We start from the raw sequence: 20,370 nt of genomic DNA, 5'->3' as shown, positions 1-20,370 counted from the left end.
CCTCCGAATAATAGATCAGTCAAAGAGGAATATAGCTGAAACTTCAAGCAAAAATTTCAGCTATATCTCTGACATCAAGTAGTCCTTCAATAAATACCTTTAGCGCACAAAGCAAGGTTTTTTTGAGTCAAACTGCCAATCTTCAATAAAGTATTGCATCGCAATTGAATCATCACGATCACGGTATTTGGGGTCCATTGACTGGTACAATTGATGTGCTTCCAGCAATTTCTCCATATTGATTTCAATACCTAGGCCAGGTTTATCGGTGATTTTGATCACGCCATCTTGAATCAAGACAGTGTCATCGCAAAGTTCTTGTCCATCCTGCCAAATCCAGTGTGTATCGATTGGTGTAATATTTCCTGGTGCAGCTGCGGCACACTGTGCGAATGTTGCCAACGTAATATCAAAATGGTTATTGGAGTGAGAACCCCAAGTCAATCCCCAGTCATTCAAGATTTGGGCCATGCGAACACTTCCGTTTAATGTCCAGAAATGCGGATCAGCCAGAACGATATCTACTGCTTTTGAATTTAATGCATGATAAAATTGTCGCCAGTTGGTCGCAATCATATTTGTTGCCACTTGATGTCTCGTGGCTGTTTTGAATTCATTCATGATCTCACGACTTGAAAAACCTGCTTCAGGACCACATGGATCCTCCACATAAGAAATCGTGTCTAATTTGTCTTTGCAAAGCTCGATTGCCTCTGCTAACGACCAAGCACCATTAGGATCAATATTGATTCGCGCTTCTGGAAACGCCTCATGTAAAGCAACTACTGCTTCCATTTCCTCTGTTCCCTTCAGCACGCCACCTTTGACTTTGAAATTTTTGAACCCATAGCGTGCCTCAAGTGCTTTTGCTTGCTGCACCATTCCCTCTGGTGTTAAGGTTTCCTGTCTTCTAATGCGCTCCCACTCATCTTTTGGCTCTTCCTCTATGCGATAAGGCAGATCGGTTTTCCCTGCATCGGCGATATAAAACAAATACCCCAACACTTCAACTTCATTACGCTGCTGACCATCACCTAATAATGCACACATCGGTTTATTTAAAAACTTGCCAAGCAGATCCAGCATCGCACATTCAACCGCTGCCTCCGCTTGGACGACAAATTTCAGATTTTTTAAATCCAACCCTTGAAGTCCTTCCCCATCATTTCCTTTCATCGCCGCTCCATTTTTGCGAATCGTTGTAATCACATTACGATAATTGGCAATTTCTTGACCCACGACAAAAGGAATGTAACTCTCCAGCATTTTGGTGATGTCTTCACCGCCATGGATCTCACCAATGCCTCTATTCCCAGTTTCGTCTTCTAATACAACAATATTCCTCGTAAAATAAGGTGCATGACACCCGCTTAAGGTAAGGGTCGGACTGTCATAACCAGCAATCGGAAACACCTGCATCTTTGTCACTTTTGGAGAACCATTTTTACTCATATTCATTCCACCTTCTCTATTATTTTGGGTTTGTTCAGTTTGAAGAAAAACTTGCTTCGTAATCAAAACGCTTTAGGTTTTTATAAATTGCTTCCTGTGCATACCACTAAACCCTTCTTCGCTCATTCTTGTTAACAAAATCACAATCCATTGGTCAGTAAATGTTTTTGAAGAATTCTGCTCATTTTCCGAGCAATCGAAACAAAAATCAGTTTCTAGAAAGAAGGGTCCGAAACACTAACTAGACTAAGGGAACTTCTGATATTTCTCGCACATTTCCAGTCATATGTCGAAAAAGCGTCAGCGTATGGAAGCGGTTTATGATCATTAACTTGCTCTAAGAATACAAATATTCTTCGCGAATAAAAAGGGTATGTGAGATAGTTATCCGCATCGTTTCTGCTTGATAAATGTTACAGAAACCATTTTAAGAATTCCAAAACAGCCAAATTTTTTCTGTAATCGGCGGGCTACAAGCGTAAAAACGGTAGGTCACCCCATCGAGAAAATAGCAAAAAAAACCGATAATGCCCTTGATGACCTCTTTCAGCAAAAAGAACTAAATTTTACTGAATCAGTCGATCAAAACACATGAACGGTTTTGTCGCTACTTTTTATTCTGTTTTCTGCTAACCCAAGTCCCCATTGGATAATTATGTTTGTTTTTGCCCGTTGTAGACTTTTGTTATCTGTTGAAGGGACTTTTCCCCATTGATTTTTTTAGCGTCATATAGGTAATGATAGACAGTATGACTATCCCTAAGAAAATCAACCGATCATTCAAGACTTCATCCGTCTGCGGGAGAAGCTTCTGCTTATTATGGTTGGCACCATCACTTCTTGCCGAGCTGGAAGAGTGACTTGACCCACTATTATTTAGCAAACCTTCCAGTGTATTGCTTGTACTACTTTCACTACTTGGTTCGGTAGTACTACTTGTACTGCTTTCACTACTTGGTTCCGTGCTACTGCTGGTGCTACTTTCACTACTTGGTTCCGTGCTGCTACTAGTGCTGTTTTCGCTACTTGGTTCCGTGCTGCTACTAGTGCTGCTTTCGCTACTTGGTTCCGTGCTACTGCTGGTGCTACTTTCACTACTTGGTTCCGTGCTACTGCTGGTGCTATTTTCACTACTTGGTTCGGTAGTACTACTTGTACTGCTTTCACTACTTGGTTCCGTGCTGCTGGACTCTCCTGGTTCACCGGTTCCGCCACCACCGCCACCATAGCGTGGCGTATAGCCAGTAATACTGCTTGTTCTTGGCACATCATTGACCAAAGCATCAAGGATGCCCCGATTGGTATATTGTTCCAATGAACCATCTGTTTCTGTTTTGTAGGTAATGTAGATCCGTTCCTCTGTATCCCGCAAAGGAATTTCAAAGGATCCGTCACTATTTAAAACAATCGGTACTTGCTCGACATACGTTGGGTTGGAAACGCTGGGTCCATAGACCACTCGAGCACTCGTACTGACTAGTGTCTGATGAGGACCTAAAAAGTCAATAAACGTTCCATCTTTGATCGTCACTTGGTCCGTGTCAAACGAGTTGATATACACTCGCCAATCAATGATCCGTTTGGGTTCTTGCGTACCTAAATACAGTCCTTGTTTGGTGAGTAAGGCACCCTCCCCTGAATCATCCACTGCTTGAATAAAAATAGGCACCGATTGCGTCCCATTTGCCGTTTCAAAGTTTATGTTGTTGATCTGGTTTTCTATCACGTCATCACTGAACTTTGTCCAAAAATAAAAGTCCCCATGTACATTGGTATTTTGTTCGACAAATTCCGTGAAAACAAAGGTCAGCTGATTGCCAACTTGGGTAACATTGACCACTAAGTTGTTATTTTCATCGTATAAAGCATACGTATTATTGACGCCTTCAATCTCAGCTGGCAAGGTGACGGTCGCTTTGTCACCTGCTTTTAAATCACCTAAGTCCTCCAAACTCCAAGTCATATCTATTTTAAAGGAATCATCCTTTTCAATACTTGTGATGACCTCGTTGTGGCTATTAACGATCGATACATTGGTGATCAGCTTGGCACCCACATCGGTTTCCCCATAAACAACCCGCATACCAGCAAAAACAGGAATCAACAGCAGCAAGACAGCAAATGCTTTTCCTAAACGTTTGATCATTGGTTTCCTCCCTTAAGTGATCGCTTAGCTAAACCCATCGGTCACAGCAATTACTGTACTCGACATGAATATTTTCATTAACAGTTGTCTTTTCGTTTCACGGTGAGAAAAATAGACTTCCAGTTGCCACATTCTTGCAGGGTATCCGCGACTGCCTAATAGAATCAGTGTTAACTAATTTTATCTGCTTTTCGGTGATTTACACAATTAAAACGCTTCATTGGTGAAAGAAAATAACAATGCAGCAAACAAAAAACCAAATCCCAATCTGTGTTGATTGAAAGGGATTTGGCTAAAAAATAAATCACTCTGTCGGATCGGCGATTCGATCAATTTGCTGGAAGTACCGGTACTGACAAACAAAGTAAAAAACGATTTGGAAAATCAAAAAGAGACTAACGATCACGCCATAGTATTGCCAAACAGGCAATTCTACTAAAATACGCAAAGCGGTCATTGCCACCGCAAAATGGATCATTGCCACGACTGTTGGCAAGAAGTACATCACTTGCAGCTGGCGTCTCAGAACGTTGTGACGCTCCTTGGGCGACACACCTAAAATATGCAAGGAACGATGATACGCACCATCTTTATCTAAATCTGCAAATAAACGGAAATAGATAATCGAAGCGGAGAAAATAAAGAAAACCGAACCTAGTAATACCGTGATCATTAAAATGATGCCATTTCCTTGACGATTTTCTTGGAAAACTTGGTATTTCGAGGTATAAGACGTACGCATCGGAATGTCTTTTGCCGCTTCTGACCACTCTTCATCTGTATAGTCACCTTTGGCTTCAAACTCCCGACTGAGTTCTTCGTATTGCTGATCGATCAAGGCATTTTCTTTATCTAAATTCCCATTGAAATCAGATACCAATTCAGCTGTTTCAGCCCATTCTGGATAGTCTAACCAAATAAAACCAGATTCCATATCATCGTTAAATTCTTGTAAGAGAGCTTGCCATTCCTCAAAGGTCTTATCTGTCACAACTGACAATCCAAAGTAATCCAGAGAAAGCATTGAGGGGCTGTGGACAATCGTAACATCCTTTTTTATACCGGTTTCTGAACCTAATTCAAGTGGATAGATACTTGTGCGTTCGTTCTCAGGGACTTCTAGAAGCTGTTTTCGACGTGAATAATTAGCACTAAGTGTCATTATTTGATTATCTGCAACGGAATCAGCTTCCTCACCGATTTGTTTCATCATTTTCTGATAGTCGCTTTCTCGCATAATTGAAAAGCCATTCGTCGCATAAAATGAATCATTCATAACTGCAGATTCATCAAGATTCGCATAGGCCCATAGTAAGGAAACACTATCCGTTACAGGTGAGTACCCTTTTTCTTCTATGGCAGTTTTAATTTCATTCATTTTCCCCTCAGAATGATCGAGGTCTTCTGGCCCAGACCACGGAAACACATAGGCTACACTGATTCCTTGGATCGAAGAAAAAGAAGAACTGCCGATCGCCAGCATCACGGAAATCCCAACGAATGCCACGGAGGTACTAATCGCGATTAAACTATACATCGCCGCATTGTCTCGCATGCGAAAGATCCATTCGCTGATAGTCAGCATCCGAGTCCCACGTAAGAAGGTCGGGCGTTTCTTTAATCGTTTCAATAGAAATACGCTGAACTGATGGAATGACAAGATCGTGCCTGCAACAGTCAACAAGACTCCTAGCATAAGTGGCAGCATTGAGTACGTTTGGTAGCTAAAATAAAAGACCGATCCATAGCCCGCCACCAATAATATAATTCCTAAAAATGCCAATGCCCAATGACTTTTTGGCTCAGGACGTGGTTTTTCATTTTCCTTGATCAATGAGATGATCTGTTCTCCTTGCAAGGCCCGAGTACTGAAAAAGGAGATCAAGAGGAAAATAAAGACATAGATCCCAAAGGTCAATCCTAAACCTTCCAGAGGAACCATAAATTTCAGTCCTTCTGTTAGATACATGACATTTTGCGCAATCAGCAGCAACAATTTCGTCACTAAAATCCCCAACCCAATACCGGTCACTGTGGCACATGTTCCTAAAAGGGCATTTTCGACAAACAAAATCTTTCGCAGATCTTTTTCTTCGATCCCCAAAATCAAGTAGATCGCCAGATCACGTTTGCGTCGTTTCAAAAAGACCACAAATGTATACCATAAAAACAACAGCGACAGTAAGGCGATCACCACGAGTGCGACGGATAGACCAACCTTAGCTAAGCTTGAAAGGGTATCGCTATTAGATAAGTTTTCTTCCAATTGCGGATGAAAGAGCAAAAGACTAAAAATATAAAACACCATCGCTGCAAAGGCGCTGCTGACGAAGTAGGCCGCATAAGTTCGAAAATTCCCCCGCAGATTACGAATGATCAACTGTCTGAAATTCATGACGGCGACCTCCTAAATGTGCTAGGACTTCAAGAATTTTTTGATAAAATTGCTGTTGATCAGCACCACGATAGACTTCGTTATACAGCTTTCCGTCTTTGATGAAAACGACCCGATCAGAAAAGCTGGCGGAATACGGATCATGGGTGACCATCATAGTGGTGACTTTTCGCTGTTTGTTCATCTGACTTAGTATTTCCATGACATCTCGTGCTGCCTTGGAATCAAGATTACCCGTCGGTTCGTCTGCCAAAAGCAATTCTGGTTGATGGATCAAAGCTCTAGCAATCGCAACTCGCTGCTGCTCTCCACCGGAAAGCTGATAGATGCGTTTGTCTTTTTTCTCATAGATCCCAAGTTCACGTAATAGCTGCTCCGAACGTTCTTTCATCTCAGGAACTGCCACCCGATCCAATGTCAGTGGTAAAATCACATTCTCAAGCACGCTCAATGGCGAAAGTAAATTGTAGTTTTGAAAAACAAAGCCTAGTTGCCGACGACGAAACTCCGCGAGTTTTTGCTTAGATAATTCTAGTGGCTGCTCTCCCTTGATAATCACCGAACCTGAAGTCGGTTTATCCAATGTTGCCACCAAATTCAGCATGGTGGTCTTGCCACTGCCAGATGGACCCATAATGCTGATAAATTCTCCTTCTGGCACTTTGAGATCGATTTGTTGTAAAACCTCAACAGACACTTCCCCTGTATAGGTTTTCGATACATTTTTCAATTCTAGTAAAGCCATCATCTTCACTCCTTTGCTACCAGTTTAGCAGGCGGCACCGCAATCAGTTATCGATTTCATGATAGAAAGCTTACAAAATTGTAAGAAAGCCTTCACCTCCGAAATGTTAAGGTAACTGTCGTGCCTTGATTCTCCTTAGAGGCAAGCGACACATCGATATCTAATTGCGTACTGATCGTTTCAACTAAATAAAGACCGATCCCAGTTGCCTCTCCTGTTTGCCGCCCATTCTGACCTGTATAAAAGGGGCGGAAAACTCGCGGGAGATCCGCTGTTGCAATCCCGCAGCCTTCATCTGCGATCGTTAAGCTTCTAGAAAAAGGATCGATCTCAAAATAGACTTTACTGTCTGGCTTTGAGTACTTGATGGCGTTGCTGATGAGTTGAAAGAGCAAAATACCTAGCCATTTTTTGTCTGTTGTCACCGCGATATCTGCTTCACTCATCAGCTTCGGATAGACTTCACTGCGAATAAAATTTCGCTTCTGGTCACCGATACTGTGTTTTAACAATTCCAACAATGAGGCTGATTCGATAACGAAGTCCTCCGTGAAATCTTCCAAGCGCACAAAATTCAGCGCAGTCGCCAAGCCACTTTTTAAGCGATCTGTTTCAGCCAAAAGATCATAGTTATCGACTTCTTCACTTTCAGCCATTAGCGCCAAAACTGAGACAGGTGTTTTCATTTGATGAACCCAGATATTCATGAAACGAATATGATTTTGATGGTGCTGATCTAATTCTGTCAGCCGCTCTTGCTCTTTCTGTTCATGGGCATCGAACTGCTTGCGCCATTGCTTGGAAAGGTAGCCATTGCTTCGGTGTGTCGCTCTTCCATGCTTGATATACTGATAAAACGCAGTATTGGAAAGGTAATCTACCAAATAAACAAGAACAATGAACAGCCCAAATAGAAGCAGACCATAACCAATTACGAGGTAATTTCGATAGCCATCCAACCAAATCACTAAAACGAACAATGAAATGGCTAAGAAGGTAACGAGTAGTTTAGGTAAATGAACACTTGCATATGCTTTCATTCTTCCGTACCTATCACTGATAAAGCGTAGCCCTTTCCGCGAATCGTTTGGATCGGATCATTGATGCCCATTGCCGCCAGTTTTTTTCGCAAACGGCCGACATTGACAGAAAGCGTATTGTCATCAACGAAGCGTTCATCATCCCATAATAGATTTAAGATCCGTTCCCGTTTGACCATCTCTGGGTGTGCCGACATTAACAGGGTCAATAATTCTCCTTCTCGAACAGTCAGCCATTCACTGGCTTCACGATAGACCATCTTCAATGCTTCGGGATAGTAGATCAATTCGCCGGCTTTCAAACTTCTCGCCCGATCAGACTGTGCATAATCCCCGTAGACTCTGCGAATGTGGCTTTTTACTTTTGCCAGCAGCAAGTCATAAGAAAAAGGTTTGACTAGATAATCATCAGCACCATATTCTAGAGCCATCACTTGGTCCATATTGCCGTCTCGGGCGGAGATGAAGAGAATTGGAACCAACGAACGTTCCCTGATTTTTTGGCACCAATAAAACCCATCATAATAAGGTAGATTGACATCCAACAAAACCAAATCAGGTTGGATCATCAAGAATTCATCTAAAACCGCAGCGAAATTTTCTGGAACAAAGGTTTGATACGCATAGCGGGATAATTGGTTTTCCATCATTTTGACTAACGATTTGTCATCTTCGACCACGAATATTTTCATAGAAATCCTCCTGTTTTCTCTAAAGTTTACCAAATCTGTGTGAAAAAAACTGTAAAATTCCAGCTTTTTTAAAAAAAATGTACTTATTTATTGTAAGCAAAATTATTTTATAGTATACTACGTTTTGTGATTAAAACTTACTTAAAGTAAAGGTGGAAAAAAATGAAAAATATTTTAGTTGTTAAAGCCAATAACCGTCCTGATGGAGTATCTGCAAAAATGTTTGATACGTTCGTTGAAAATCTTGATACCAACAATGTGGACGTTGTAACCTTTGATGTGTACGCACAACCAATGCCTTATATCGGTCAAACGTTATTTGAAGCATTTGGCAAACTTTCACAAGAACAAGAATTAAACCAAGAAGAACAAGAATTGATGACTGTCCGTCAAGACGTGATGAACAAATTCGCAGCAGCGGATACCATCGTTTTCGCTTTCCCAATGTGGAACTTAACGATTCCTGCTGCCTTGCACACATTCATCGACTATATCTTCCAAGCTGGCTTTACTTTTTCTTATAACGAAGATGGTTCAATGAACCAATTATTGAAAGACAAAGAAATCGTTCTATTGAATGCCCGTGGTGGTGTTTACTCAGGCGAAATGAGCGCAATGGAAAACGCTGTAACCTTTATGGAAAAAGTTTTCGGTGGTATGTTCGGCATGAACATCACAGAAGAAGTAATCATTGAAGGCCACAATGCAGATCCTTGTAAAACAGCAGAAATCATTGCTGAAGGTTTAGAACGCGTAGCAGCTGCTGCGAAAAAATTCTAATCATTGCTATCGATCAACTCCTCAACAAAGCGCTATTGCTTGTTGAGGAGTTTTTTTATCCAAAAGCGTAGCTCGTCCATGGGATCGATAAAATAAAGAAGCCCCTTAGAACACAGCGGTCTAAGGGGACTCTTTTTATTTTGATGCTTTCCAATCAACAGGCAACAGCTCTTCTAGCGTCATAATTTTTCCTGCTGCGATCATGACCTGCGTGTTATGGTTGGCAGGATCCAGCTGGCTGATGAATTCACGGCAACGACCACAAGGTGGGATCGGCTCACCTGCCGAATTGATTGCAACCATCTGTAACACCCGCTGCTGACCATCGGTGATCATTTGCGCAGCCGCAGCCTGTTCGGCGCAAAAACCCATAGAACAGCTGGTATCGATACAGATCCCTGTATAAATCTGTCCATCTGCAGTAGCCAGAGCTGCCGCGACACTCCCTGCTTCTGCAAATTGAGAGAGCTGTCTGAATCCCAGTTTTTGCTTCGCGGCATCGATCAGCAACTGAAAGTCCATTTTTCTTCCTCCAATAATAAGCTGGCTCATGGTTAAATGAACCGTTTAAGCACCCGCCATGATTTTCGTCAATAGCTCAGGATCAAAGGTCTTTTCCCGCAGCATCGCGATTTCATAGCCATAAGGGGCTTTTTTATTCTTTTTGTCTTCGCCAACATAGGGTGTTTCCAAAATTTTCGGTAACGCTGATAATTGCTCATGATGAACGATCTTATTCAAGGCTTCAAAGCCGATCGTGCCAAAACCAATATTCGCATGTCGGTCTTTGTGGCTGCCCTGTGGATTTTTTGAATCATTGACATGGATGACCTTCAAGCGATCCAACCCGATGATTTTGTCAAACTCGTTTAACACGCCGTCAAAGTCTTCTTTGACATTGTAGCCAGCATCATTCGTGTGACAAGTATCTAGTGTAACGGATAATTTTTCATTTAAGGTGACACCATCGATAATTGCTGCCAATTCTTCAAAGCTGCGACCAATCTCGGTGCCTTTACCTGCCATTGTTTCTAATGCGATCTGGGCAGTTTGATTTTTTTCAAGGACCTCGTTTAAGCCTTTAATGATCTGCTTGATCCCAGCTTCTGGTCCTGCACCGACATGGGCACCGGGGTGCAATGTGATTTGAGTTGCACCTAAAGCTTGGGCTCGTTGGATTTCTTCTTGTAAGAACGAAACAGCAAAGCCAAAGTTTTCTGGTTTGATGGTATTGCCTAAATTAATGATGTACGGGGCATGGACGACGATATTCGAAATTCCTTTTTCCGTCATAAAATCTTGTCCAGCTGCGATCTGCATCTCTTCGATCGGTTTGCGCCGCGTGTTTTGCGGAGCTCCGGTATAGATCATAAACGTAGTAGCTTGATAGCTAGCTGCCTCTTCTGCTGCTCCTAAAAGCATTTTTTTGCCGCTCATTGAAACGTGTGAACCAATCAACATTTTTCTTTTCCTCCTAAATCTAGTCTTCTCTATTATCGATAAAAGCGCCTTGTAAAGCGATTATTTTGCTCATTGCCGTATTTTTTTATCAAGCGAGTCCAAATAACATCAGGACACCCGTCATTAGCGGCATACTTATCAAAAAGCTAATGGAAGAAACGAACCCCACCGCTTCTTCCTCCATTCCAGCAATCACGGAATTAATGACACCGAATAAAGGAATCGGAGCAAACACTAACAAACAAAGAACTGGCTTTAATAAAACTGGGATTGGTAAAACATAGAAAGCTGCGAACAGCACGAATGCCAGTCCGTACCGCAAGCTTAAAATTTTGATCACGGTTTGGGTGGTGTGCTTCGGTAAGCGGAAATCCAAAAATAAGCCAATCATAAACATGGACAAAAACGTATTTGCGATCCCGATTGGTTGGACAAGCGCCAATGCCGCTTCGGGAATCCTCCAATCCGCACTGCGGATAATCAGCATCACTAGATAAATAGTAAACGTTGGCGAACGCAGGAGATTCAAAAAGATTTTCCCTGGTTCAAACGTCGTCCGCTTTCCAATCAAGAATTCGATGAAAATCGTCGTTCCCCCTGCCAACATGATACTGTTCCCCATATCAAACAGCGAAATCAGCGGAATCCCTAAAGGATAAAAGCTTTGGGCAAAAGGAATCGCAAAATTGCCGATATTAAAGCCTGAACCGCAGTACATCGCAAACTGCTGCAGCGTGTTCGATTCTTTTTTGGTCAAGAAAAATGCGAAGAGGATCTGGACGATCGTAATGATCAACGCGATCACAATCAAACTAAGCGCACTGACTTGTACTTGCATTGAAGCTAAATTCAAAATGATTGCTGCCGGTAACGTCACATTCAAAATAATTTTGGATAAGATCGAGCCATCCGCTTTTGAAAGGACATTTAGCCGCTTAAGAAAATACCCTAAGAAGATCATGGCAAATAAACCGGCGGCATTCAACACTATATTTCCCATTCCAACAAAAACCCTTCCTCTACAAAAATTTGAAAAAAGCGAACCAACAAGGCGGTTCGCTTTTTGCGATTAAAATGTTAATAAGAAATATTTTTTCTTGCCACGACGAATCACAACGTATTTTCCACCGATCCGATCACTTGCTTGGAGCTCGTACGTTAGGTCTTGGACGCGTTCCCCATTAATGTAGATGGCACCATTTTGAACGTCTTCTCTTGCTTGACGTTTTGATGGTTCGATTTTAGCAGTCGTCAACACTTCAACGATGTTCAAAGAATCATCTGCTGTTACCTGATGGCTTGGCACCCCTTTGAAGCCTTGTTCGATCTCTTCAGCGTTCAATTCTTTGATATTGCCACTGAATAAACTTGCTGAGATGCGTAAGGCTTGTTCATAAGCCTCTGCCCCATGAACCAAAGTAGTGACTTCTTTTGCCAAAGCTTTTTGTGCTGCTCGAGATTCTGGTGCAGCGTTAAACTCTGCTTCGATCGCAGCGATTTCTTCTAATGATAAGAAGGTGAAATATTTCAAGAATTTGACTGCATCACGATCATCCGTATTGATCCAGAATTGGTAGAACTCGTAAGGCGTCGTTTTCTTGGCATCTAGCCAAACCGCATTGCCTTCTGTTTTCCCAAATTTCGTTCCATCTGCTTTTGTGATCAATGGCATAGTCAAACCGAACCCTTGGACTTCACGCTCACGACGTAATAATTCGATCCCAGAGGTGATATTCCCCCATTGATCGCTACCGCCTAATTGCAACAAGCAACCGTGGTTGTCGTAAAGATTCAAAAAGTCATAGGCTTGTAATAGCTGGTATGCAAATTCCGTGTAGGAGATCCCAGTTTCGATCCGACGTTTGACACTTTCTTTGCTCATCATGTAATTGATGGTAAAGTTTTTCCCAGTGTCGCGCAAGAAATCAATCAGTTTCAATTCCCCTAGCCACTCATAGTTATTGGCAATGATGGCAGGATTTTCTTGGTCATCAAAATCAATGAAGCGAGATAATTGGCTCTTGATACTTTGTGACCATTCTAAAACGGTATCTAGTGTGTTTAATTGACGTTCTTGATCTTTAAAGGATGGGTCACCGATCATTCCTGTACCACCGCCTACTAATGCGATCGGCACATGTCCGTTTTGTTGGAAACGGCGCAACATCAAAATAGGCAATAAATGACCAATATGCAGGCTATCTGCGGTAGGATCAAAGCCGATATATAGTTTCACAGACTCTTCATTTAATTGTTTGGTCAAGGCTGCTTCGTCTGTGGTCTGATGAACTAATCCGCGTTGCTTTAGCTCTTCAAAAAAGTCTGTACTCATTCTTTCTCCTCCTAATAATTGCTTCATTGTTCATCTTAACTGAAAAAGAGGTCAATGAAAAGTCTTTCTCTCAAAGTCCTTTACCAAAAAAGAAACTTTTAGGCAAATCCGTTCATTTTCCTTTATTATCGCTGGTTCAATACAAACACCAACTGGCATTTTCTCGCACACTTCTTTCGATAACAGATAGGGTGCTACCCAAGCGCCTTGTTTTTTGCTATAATTACACGGAATCTATTCTAATTTATTGAGGTGACTCTTTTTGTCCCAGAAAACGAAAAATCAAAAGAATACAGAAAACAAAAATAGAGGCTGGTTCTATTTCAACATCAGTCTTAGGGTTTTACATGCCTTGTTCTTAGTTGCTATTTCTTTGCTGGTTCTAGGCGGTTCTTTAGCCTTAGGGATCGGTGCCGGCTACTTTGCTTTTCTTGTGGAAGATACCGCAGCTCCTTCTAAAGATGAGTTACAAAAAGAATTGACCGACATCACAGAGACTTCTCAACTCGCATACGCTGATGGCAGCAAAATCGCAACGATTCGCTCGGATCTAATGCGAACGTCGGTTAATTCCGATCAAATTTCAGATTATTTGAAAAAAGCGATCATCGCAACAGAGGATGAATATTTTAATATTCATAATGGGGTCGTACCAAAAGCAGTCGTGCGGGCATTATTATCAGAAGCGACAGGCTTTGGCGGCAGCGGGGGTTCCACTTTGACCCAGCAGCTGGTAAAACAACAAATCCTTTCCAGTGAAACGACCTTTAAACGCAAAGCCAATGAGATTTTATTAGCCATGGAAGTGGAGAAATTTTTCGATAAAGATGAGATCGTCACCATGTATTTAAACATCTCCCCTTTTGGTCGAAATAATAAAGGGCAAAATATCGCAGGTGTGCAAGAAGCGGCGCAAGGAATTTTTGGTGTCAACGCAGCTGACCTGTCTTTACCTCAAGCCGCCTTTATTGCGGGTCTGCCACAAAGCCCGATCGTCTACAGCCCTTATACAAATACGGGTGAGATCAAGGAAAACTTGACCGCTGGCTTAGAACGGAAAGACTTCGTGCTCTTCAGTATGTATCGTAACCACGATATCACGAAAGAAGAATACGAAGAGGCGCTTAATTATGACTTGAAGCAAGACTTCAAAAAACAAGAAGCCATTGAACAAACGGATCAAAGCTTCCTTTATTACACTGTGTTAAATGAAGCAAAAGACATTATTGCCAAACAGCTGGCAGATGAAGATGATGTCAGTGACGAAGAATACGCCAAAGAGGAAACCTATCAAAAATACTTCGAATTGGCGCAGCAAAAACTTGTTAATGGCGGCTATACCGTCACATCAACGATCGATAAAGATATTTATAATGCGATGCAAGATGCCGTCGACAAATACGGCTATATGCTAGATAACTGGGGTGACTCCACCATCGAAGTCGGCAATGTCATGATGGACAACGCCACTGGGAAAGTACTAGGCTTTATTGGCGGTCGTAACTATGCTGACAATCAATTCAACCATGCCTTTGATGCCAAACGCCAAGCAGGTTCAAGTATCAAACCCATGCTGGTTTACGGACCGGCGATCGAAAGTGGCTTAATGGGCTCTGAATCGATGGTTTCTGACTATGCCGCAAAATGGCGGACAGGAGAAAACGCCGGTGAGCCGATCGTCAATGCCACAAACCGTGGAACCAATACCTTCATGTCGATTCGTGAATCATTGGAGGTTTCCAGTAATATCGCAGCGACAAATATTTTCCAAGATCTTTGGGAAAAAGAAGGCGATCATTTTTATGCCTACACAAATTATTTAAGCAAAATGGGCTATCCCGAAGATAATAGCTGGGCGTATGAATCAGCACCATTGGGGGTTACAGATGTCACAGTCTTGAATCAAACGAATGGCTTCCAAACATTTGCCAATAATGGTGTTTATCAGCAAGGCTACATCATCGAATCAATCAAAGACAATGAAGGCGAAGTGCTTTACCAGCATGAAGCCAAACCTGTCCAAGTCTTTTCAGAAGCGACGGCTTCCATCATGACCGACATGATGCGCAGTGTCATCGATGAGCAAAAAACCAGTTCCTTTAAATCGGTTATCAGCGGATTGGATTGGAACCTCGGAAATGCCGATTGGGTCGGAAAAACTGGTTCCACCAACAACTGGTCGGACTCTTGGCTAGTCGTCTCCACCCCATCGATCACCATCAGCAGCTGGTCAGGTCGAGATGACAATAAAGGGACCGATAGCGCTGCAGGAACTCGGACAGCCAACTATATGGCTTACTTGATCAATCGTATTTATCAAACAAACCAAGAAGTCTTTGGTGTGAATCAGAAGTTTGAACTTTCTAGTGATGTCAAAAAAGCTCAAGTTTCCAAGTTTACTGGTACCCAACCAGGAGGAACCGTGCGAGTCGATAATCGAACCTATACCAATCCAAGCAGTACCGTTACTTCGTATTGGGCCACTGGCGGACCAGATACGGTCGATTTCAAATTTGGACTCGGTGGTTCAGATGCAAACTACGCTGACTATTGGAGAAAAGCATCTTCTAGCCGTTCAACAAACCGTTCGTCGAATACATCATCGAATAACGCATCCAACAATGTTACACCTACGGCAAATGATGAGGATGACGATGAGGAACAGCAAGACAATAATCAACAAAATACCAACAATAATGATGACTGATCAGCCTTGTGCTGATCAGTTTTTTTATGCAAAAAAAAGTGTGAGGAGAAAATCCATAGATTTTCTCCTCACACGAACGATCGTTGAAGCAAAAAGTGGAACAACAAGGCGTTGTTCCACTGATCGTTTGATCAAATCGCTGCTTATTTCGTAGAGCTTTTTTCTGAAATACCGTAAGGCAAGACGATCGTTTTTTGTTCTACATCTTCTTTGTTCATCATTTTTGTCAATAGACGCATCGCAACGGCACCCATATCATACAATGGTTGCGTCACACTTGATAAGCGTGGACGAGCTGCTTCAGCCAATAATGAATTGTTGCTGGTGATGATCTCGAAATCTTCAGGAACTTTAACACCTTTGTCTAACAAACCATCTAAGACACCGATGGCTAACTCATCGTCTGTGACATAAGCTGCTGTTGCACCACTGTTGATGATGCGATCAACTAAGGCTAAGCCTTCTTTAAAGCTGTATGGTGATTCAAAGATCAACCCTTCAGAATATTCAAGGTTGTTTTCTTTCAAGGCTTCTTTATAGCCTTTCAAGCGGTTTTGGCCATTGATTGGATCGATCAAAGCACCGCTGACAAAAGCGATTTTTTGATTGTTTTTCGCCAATAATGAAACAGCATCTTTGGCAGCTGCTGTGTAATCGATATTGACACTTCCTACTTGTTCATCAGGATCGATCGAACCAGCTAAAACGACTGGTGTTTTTGAGCGAGAGAATTCTCCGCGAATCTCATCCGTGATGCGATGACCCATGAAGATAACGCCGTCCACTTGCTTTGCTAACAAGTTGTTCAAAACGTTGACTTCTTTCATCGTATCGCCATCAGAGTTGGCTAAGATGATATTGTATTTATACATGGTCGCTACATCATCGATCCCACGAGCAAGTGATGAGAAGAACATATTGCTGACATCAGGAATGATGACACCAACAGTCGTGGTCTTTTTACTTGCTAACCCTCGAGCAACTGCGTTTGGACGATAATCCAAGCGGTCGATCACTTCCAGCACTTTCTTACGAGTTGCTGGTTTTACATTTGGATTTCCGTTGACTACCCGTGAAACAGTTGCCATCGATACATTCGCTTCCCGTGCAACATCATAAATCGTAATTGTTTGTTTTTCCATGATATATCTCCCTTATTCTATTTTCAGAAAATCTTATTTACATTTCTTTGTTAGGATAGCAAATTTTTTCCGTATTTGCAACCGTTTTAATTTTGTTTTCATGAAAACTTAGCAATTTCCTACTTTCCCCGCCCCTATTCTCTTCTAAAGCATGATAAAATAGAAAAAGAATACTTGAAAGAAGGTTTTTTCAAATGAATGATAAAAAAATCAATGAGTTAAATGGCTGGTTGAAAACCAATGGCGCAGATGTTGCCTATATTTCTAATCCAGCAACAATCGCTTATTTTTCAGGTTTTAAAAGTGAACCTCATGAACGGGTCCTTGCTTTGTTTGTCGCACCTGGAAAAGATCCCTTTCTTTTCACACCAGCTCTGGAAGTAGAAGAAGCAAAAAATAGTGGCTGGCCCTTTGATATTATCGGTTATCTCGATAGCGAAGACCCTTGGGCGAAAATCTGTCAGGAATTGACCTCTCGTTACCAAGTTTCTTCCTTGGCACTAGAAAAAAATGACCTTTCCGTCGAGCGCTATGAAGCATTGAAACGGTTTTTGCCACAGACCGATTTTTCTTTAGATGTGACTCCGGTCATTCAAAAAATGCAGTTAACCAAAACGGCTGCTGAAATTGACACCTTGCTAGAAGCTGGCAACTGGGCAGATGTTGCTTTTGAGATTGGGTTTGCTGCCATCAAAGAAGGCGTCAGCGAAATGGCAATCGTGGCAGAAATTGAGTACGAGTTGAAAAAACGTGGGGTTTCCCATATGTCCTTCGATACGACGGTGTTAGCTGGTGCCAATGCAGCAAGTCCTCATGGCGTACCTGGTGACCGCAAAGTGACTGCCAATGAACTCGTCTTGTTTGACCTAGGGGTCATTTGGAAAGGATATTGCAGTGATGCAACCAGAACGGTTGCCTATAAAGAACCGACTGCATTACAAAGAAAAATTTATGACATCGTTCTTGAAGCAGAACTAGCAGCGCAAGCAGCGGTCAAACCTGGGATTACCGCTGGAGAATTAGACAAGATTGCTCGTGATGTGATTACTGGCTATGGCTACGGCGACTACTTCAACCATCGTCTAGGTCACGGCATCGGGACCACGGTTCATGAGTTCCCCTCTTTGATCACTGGCAATGATTTAGTGATCGAAGAAGGCATGTGCTTCTCTATCGAACCGGGCATTTATTTACCAGATCAGGTCGGTGTCCGCATTGAAGACTGTGTGTATGTCACAGCAGATGGCTGTGTACCTTTTACCAAAACAGCAAAAGAATTATTGATCTTATCTTGATTTTCCTAATGAAACGGCGCAACATGTTGGCATTACATGAAAAGGAGTGTTCTTATGAGTAAAAAAGTGTTGGTTTTAGGCGGCACGCGTTTTTTCGGTAAATATTTGGTCCAATCACTAATTGATCAAGGATTGAACGTGACGATCGCTACCCGAGGGAACACGAAAGATTCCTTTGGCGATCAAGTCAACAGAATCATCTTCGATCGCACGGACGAAGAAAGTATCAAAACGGCATTAACAAAAGAAACCTATGATGTCATTTTTGACAATATTGCTTATACTTCCAACGACATTGAGATTCTACTGCGTCATGTCACACCGAAGCGCTACATCGTTACTAGCTCAATGTCTGCGTATCATGAATTACATTTCGATTTGATTGAAGCGGATTTTGACCCTGCTAAAGAACCCTTCAGACTGGTCAGCTCTGAGGAGGTCGATTATGCACAAGGCAAGCGAACCGTATAAAAGAGATCCTGACCCAAAAATACAGTCAGATCTCGTCCGTTTTTGTCCGCTTTCCTTATGTGATCGGTGCAGATGATTACACAAAACGTTTTACCTTTTACATTGACCATCTGATAAAGCAAAAGCCAATGGCTGTCGATAATCTAACGCATCAAATGGGCTTTGTGGATGCCCAAGAGGCTGGTAAATTTTTAGCGTTTCTAGGTACCAGCTCGTTCACAGGACCCATCAATGGTGCGTCAAAAGGTACAGTTTCCTTAGAAGAAGTGCTGCAATACGTAACGAAAAAAACTGGTCTTTCCCCGCTCTTTTCAGAAACAGGCGATCAAGGCCCTTATAATGGTACACCTGCTTATTCGATCAATGTTGGTCTCGCTGAGGAAATTGGCTTTCCATTCAGTCACCTGCAGGATTGGCTCTATCAACTTTGTGATTGGGAAATCACCCAAGCATCAAGCGAATAACTACCAAAATCACAAAAAAACGTTCGCCGATTTTACTGGCGAACGTTTTATCTTTTGAAGTAATCAAATTTTGGTATCCTTACTTATGCTTCAGGATTGTTTTTTTCTAATGTATCTTTTAATTCTTCTTTCGCATCTTCTAAGTCAGCTTTGGCATCTTTTGTTTCTGCTTTCGCTGTTTTTTTGGCATCATCTGCTGCTTTTCCAGCTTCTTTTTTCAAATCAGCTGCGGCTGCTTGACCGTCTTTTTTGGCTTCTTCAACGACAGGTTTTGCTTCTTGTGCCCCTTCTTTGACGGTTTGTTTCATATCCGCTGCAGAAGATTTTGCATCAATGATGATATCTTGCACCGTGTCATCAGCATCTACTTTGGCATCTTTCGCTGATTCTTTGACCTCGTTCGCTGATTTTTTGAAGCGTTCTGATAGATCACCTGCTTGTTTCTTTAACTCTTCAACGGTTTCTTCTGATGAACCAGCTGCTGTTTCTTTTAAGTCATCGACTTTCGCTGTTAAAGAACCGGTGAAGTCAGATGCTTGCTCGCTTAGTTTTGCCGCTTTGTCTTTAGCGATATCGACAAGATCCGTACTTCTTTCTTTGGCTAAATCACCATAATCAGATGCTTTATCTAATAAATCGTCTGCTTGTTTTGCTAATTTATTTCTTAATGTTTTACCAGATTCTGGCGCCAACAAAAGTGCTGCTGCTGCTGCCGCTGTTCCTCCGATGATTGCTCCTAATAAAAATCCGCCTTTTTTACTCATTGAAAGTCCTCCTTTTATTTTTGGTTATTTTTGTCTTTGAAAAATTTCATGGCTGTTTGACCGACTTTTCCAGCTACCGTTGCTTTGGCAGTGGTCCGGCCAAGACTACCCACGCGCGTAATTAAATTTTTTCCAGAAACATTTAGTTCTGAAACACTGGTACTTAGATCTGCAACTGCTGTGAACAAAGGATCGATGGTTGCGACTTTTCCGTTCACATCTTGTAAAAGCTCATTCGTTTTTACCAAAAGACCTTCAACCTCTTTTGAAAGAATATCAACGTCTTTGGTAATGACACGGATGGTTGTGTTTGCCTCTTCGACCGTTTTGTCTACTTTGGTCATTGTCTTGCTGACTTGCATCAACAAACGAACGACGAAAATGACCAATACGACAAATGCAATCGCAGCAATCAATGCAGCTAGTTCTCCTCCTGACATAGAATGGCTCCTTTCCCCATTTACTTATATTAAGAATAGCATTT

The 20,370-nt window shown here is 42.0% G+C and carries 16 protein-coding genes and 1 pseudogene; 4 read left to right on the top strand and 13 right to left on the bottom strand.

Features of this window, described 5'->3' with window-relative positions; genetic code table 11:
- Positions 1–99: 99 nt before the first annotated feature.
- The 6 genes from ACTW1R_RS06955 to ACTW1R_RS06930 all read right to left on the bottom strand — a co-directional run bounded on the left by ACTW1R_RS06955 (position 100) and on the right by ACTW1R_RS06930 (position 8,470).
- Positions 100–1,452, bottom strand: a complete 1,353-nt coding sequence (locus ACTW1R_RS06955; protein ID WP_167822872.1) for an enolase C-terminal domain-like protein — start codon at positions 1,450–1,452, stop codon at positions 100–102.
- A 685-nt stretch (positions 1,453–2,137) separates the two neighbouring features.
- A complete protein-coding gene (locus ACTW1R_RS06950) occupies positions 2,138–3,598 on the bottom strand; it encodes an Ig-like domain-containing protein (RefSeq protein WP_271813367.1) in 1,461 nt (486 codons plus the stop codon).
- A gap of 304 nt (positions 3,599–3,902) precedes the next feature.
- Complete coding sequence (locus ACTW1R_RS06945; RefSeq protein WP_270290430.1) at positions 3,903–5,993, bottom strand: ABC transporter permease; 2,091 nt, start codon at positions 5,991–5,993, stop codon at positions 3,903–3,905.
- Entirely contained in the window at positions 5,965–6,741 is a 777-nt protein-coding gene (locus tag ACTW1R_RS06940; RefSeq protein ID WP_271813369.1) for an ABC transporter ATP-binding protein, read from the bottom strand. The genes ACTW1R_RS06945 and ACTW1R_RS06940 overlap by 29 nt, the downstream gene beginning before the upstream one ends.
- Positions 6,742–6,830: 89 nt before the next feature.
- Positions 6,831–7,778: a sensor histidine kinase gene (locus ACTW1R_RS06935; RefSeq protein ID WP_156235664.1), complete on the bottom strand. Its 948-nt coding sequence runs from the start codon at positions 7,776–7,778 to the stop codon at positions 6,831–6,833.
- Positions 7,775–8,470: a response regulator transcription factor gene (locus ACTW1R_RS06930; RefSeq protein WP_005225805.1), complete on the bottom strand. Its 696-nt coding sequence runs from the start codon at positions 8,468–8,470 to the stop codon at positions 7,775–7,777. Before ACTW1R_RS06930 ends, ACTW1R_RS06935 begins: the two co-directional genes overlap by 4 nt.
- Positions 8,471–8,632: 162 nt before the next feature.
- Here ACTW1R_RS06930 and ACTW1R_RS06925 point away from each other — a divergent pair, with 162 nt between their 5' ends.
- Entirely contained in the window at positions 8,633–9,250 is a 618-nt protein-coding gene (locus tag ACTW1R_RS06925) for an FMN-dependent NADH-azoreductase (RefSeq protein ID WP_489927543.1), read from the top strand.
- Between the two features lie 135 nt (positions 9,251–9,385).
- On the opposite strand, the gene ACTW1R_RS06920 is transcribed toward ACTW1R_RS06925, so the two are convergent.
- The 4 genes from ACTW1R_RS06920 to tyrS all read right to left on the bottom strand — a co-directional run bounded on the left by ACTW1R_RS06920 (position 9,386) and on the right by tyrS (position 13,043).
- Entirely contained in the window at positions 9,386–9,772 is a 387-nt protein-coding gene (locus ACTW1R_RS06920; protein ID WP_034858030.1) for a cytidine deaminase family protein, read from the bottom strand.
- A gap of 45 nt (positions 9,773–9,817) precedes the next feature.
- Complete coding sequence (locus ACTW1R_RS06915) at positions 9,818–10,711, bottom strand: deoxyribonuclease IV (RefSeq protein WP_005225802.1); 894 nt, start codon at positions 10,709–10,711, stop codon at positions 9,818–9,820.
- An 88-nt stretch (positions 10,712–10,799) separates the two neighbouring features.
- A complete protein-coding gene (locus tag ACTW1R_RS06910) occupies positions 10,800–11,711 on the bottom strand; it encodes an AEC family transporter (RefSeq protein WP_005225801.1) in 912 nt (303 codons plus the stop codon).
- 69 nt (positions 11,712–11,780) lie between these two features.
- Positions 11,781–13,043 carry a tyrosine--tRNA ligase gene (gene tyrS / locus ACTW1R_RS06905; protein ID WP_005225800.1) on the bottom strand — a complete coding sequence of 421 codons (1,263 nt, stop codon included), beginning with the start codon at positions 13,041–13,043 and terminating at the stop codon, positions 11,781–11,783.
- A gap of 262 nt (positions 13,044–13,305) precedes the next feature.
- Between tyrS and ACTW1R_RS06900 the strand changes: the two genes are divergently transcribed.
- On the top strand, positions 13,306–15,750 hold the full coding sequence (locus ACTW1R_RS06900) for a transglycosylase domain-containing protein (RefSeq protein ID WP_034868505.1): 2,445 nt from the start codon (positions 13,306–13,308) through the stop codon (positions 15,748–15,750).
- 143 nt (positions 15,751–15,893) lie between these two features.
- On the opposite strand, the gene ccpA is transcribed toward ACTW1R_RS06900, so the two are convergent.
- Entirely contained in the window at positions 15,894–16,892 is a 999-nt protein-coding gene (gene ccpA / locus ACTW1R_RS06895) for a catabolite control protein A (RefSeq protein WP_005225798.1), read from the bottom strand.
- A 194-nt stretch (positions 16,893–17,086) separates the two neighbouring features.
- Between ccpA and ACTW1R_RS06890 the strand changes: the two genes are divergently transcribed.
- Both ACTW1R_RS06890 and ACTW1R_RS06885 read left to right on the top strand, forming a co-directional pair.
- Positions 17,087–18,187, top strand: a complete 1,101-nt coding sequence (locus ACTW1R_RS06890; RefSeq protein ID WP_270290433.1) for a M24 family metallopeptidase — start codon at positions 17,087–17,089, stop codon at positions 18,185–18,187.
- A gap of 54 nt (positions 18,188–18,241) precedes the next feature.
- Positions 18,242–19,122, top strand: a pseudogene (locus ACTW1R_RS06885) (NAD-dependent epimerase/dehydratase family protein).
- Between the two features lie 83 nt (positions 19,123–19,205).
- Here the strand turns inward: ACTW1R_RS06885 and ACTW1R_RS06880 are convergent.
- Together ACTW1R_RS06880 and ACTW1R_RS06875 are read right to left on the bottom strand one after the other, a co-directional pair.
- Complete coding sequence (locus ACTW1R_RS06880; RefSeq protein ID WP_016610287.1) at positions 19,206–19,886, bottom strand: YtxH domain-containing protein; 681 nt, start codon at positions 19,884–19,886, stop codon at positions 19,206–19,208.
- A 14-nt stretch (positions 19,887–19,900) separates the two neighbouring features.
- Complete coding sequence (locus tag ACTW1R_RS06875; RefSeq protein WP_005235398.1) at positions 19,901–20,326, bottom strand: DUF948 domain-containing protein; 426 nt, start codon at positions 20,324–20,326, stop codon at positions 19,901–19,903.
- Positions 20,327–20,370 lie beyond the last annotated feature (44 nt).

It is taken from the genome of Enterococcus sp. R12 (assembly GCF_058135755.1).
Note: the sequence above shows the minus strand (reverse complement) of the source record. Positions and strands in the feature narration are given on the sequence as shown.

Coding starts and splice junctions, on each gene's coding strand:
- ACTW1R_RS06910 (WP_005225801.1), bottom strand. CDS start 11,711: ATGGGAAATATAGTGTTGAATGCCGCCGGTTTATTTGCCATGATCTTC.
- ACTW1R_RS06950 (WP_271813367.1), bottom strand. CDS start 3,598: ATGATCAAACGTTTAGGAAAAGCATTTGCTGTCTTGCTGCTGTTGATT.
- tyrS (WP_005225800.1), bottom strand. CDS start 13,043: ATGAGTACAGACTTTTTTGAAGAGCTAAAGCAACGCGGATTAGTTCAT.
- ACTW1R_RS06955 (WP_167822872.1), bottom strand. CDS start 1,452: ATGAGTAAAAATGGTTCTCCAAAAGTGACAAAGATGCAGGTGTTTCCG.
- ACTW1R_RS06880 (WP_016610287.1), bottom strand. CDS start 19,886: ATGAGTAAAAAAGGCGGATTTTTATTAGGAGCAATCATCGGAGGAACA.
- ccpA (WP_005225798.1), bottom strand. CDS start 16,892: ATGGAAAAACAAACAATTACGATTTATGATGTTGCACGGGAAGCGAAT.
- ACTW1R_RS06925 (WP_489927543.1), top strand. CDS start 8,633: ATGAAAAATATTTTAGTTGTTAAAGCCAATAACCGTCCTGATGGAGTA.
- ACTW1R_RS06940 (WP_271813369.1), bottom strand. CDS start 6,741: ATGATGGCTTTACTAGAATTGAAAAATGTATCGAAAACCTATACAGGG.
- ACTW1R_RS06920 (WP_034858030.1), bottom strand. CDS start 9,772: ATGGACTTTCAGTTGCTGATCGATGCCGCGAAGCAAAAACTGGGATTC.
- ACTW1R_RS06875 (WP_005235398.1), bottom strand. CDS start 20,326: ATGTCAGGAGGAGAACTAGCTGCATTGATTGCTGCGATTGCATTTGTC.
- ACTW1R_RS06945 (WP_270290430.1), bottom strand. CDS start 5,993: ATGAATTTCAGACAGTTGATCATTCGTAATCTGCGGGGGAATTTTCGA.
- ACTW1R_RS06915 (WP_005225802.1), bottom strand. CDS start 10,711: ATGTTGATTGGTTCACACGTTTCAATGAGCGGCAAAAAAATGCTTTTA.
- ACTW1R_RS06930 (WP_005225805.1), bottom strand. CDS start 8,470: ATGAAAATATTCGTGGTCGAAGATGACAAATCGTTAGTCAAAATGATG.
- ACTW1R_RS06935 (WP_156235664.1), bottom strand. CDS start 7,778: ATGAAAGCATATGCAAGTGTTCATTTACCTAAACTACTCGTTACCTTC.
- ACTW1R_RS06890 (WP_270290433.1), top strand. CDS start 17,087: ATGAATGATAAAAAAATCAATGAGTTAAATGGCTGGTTGAAAACCAAT.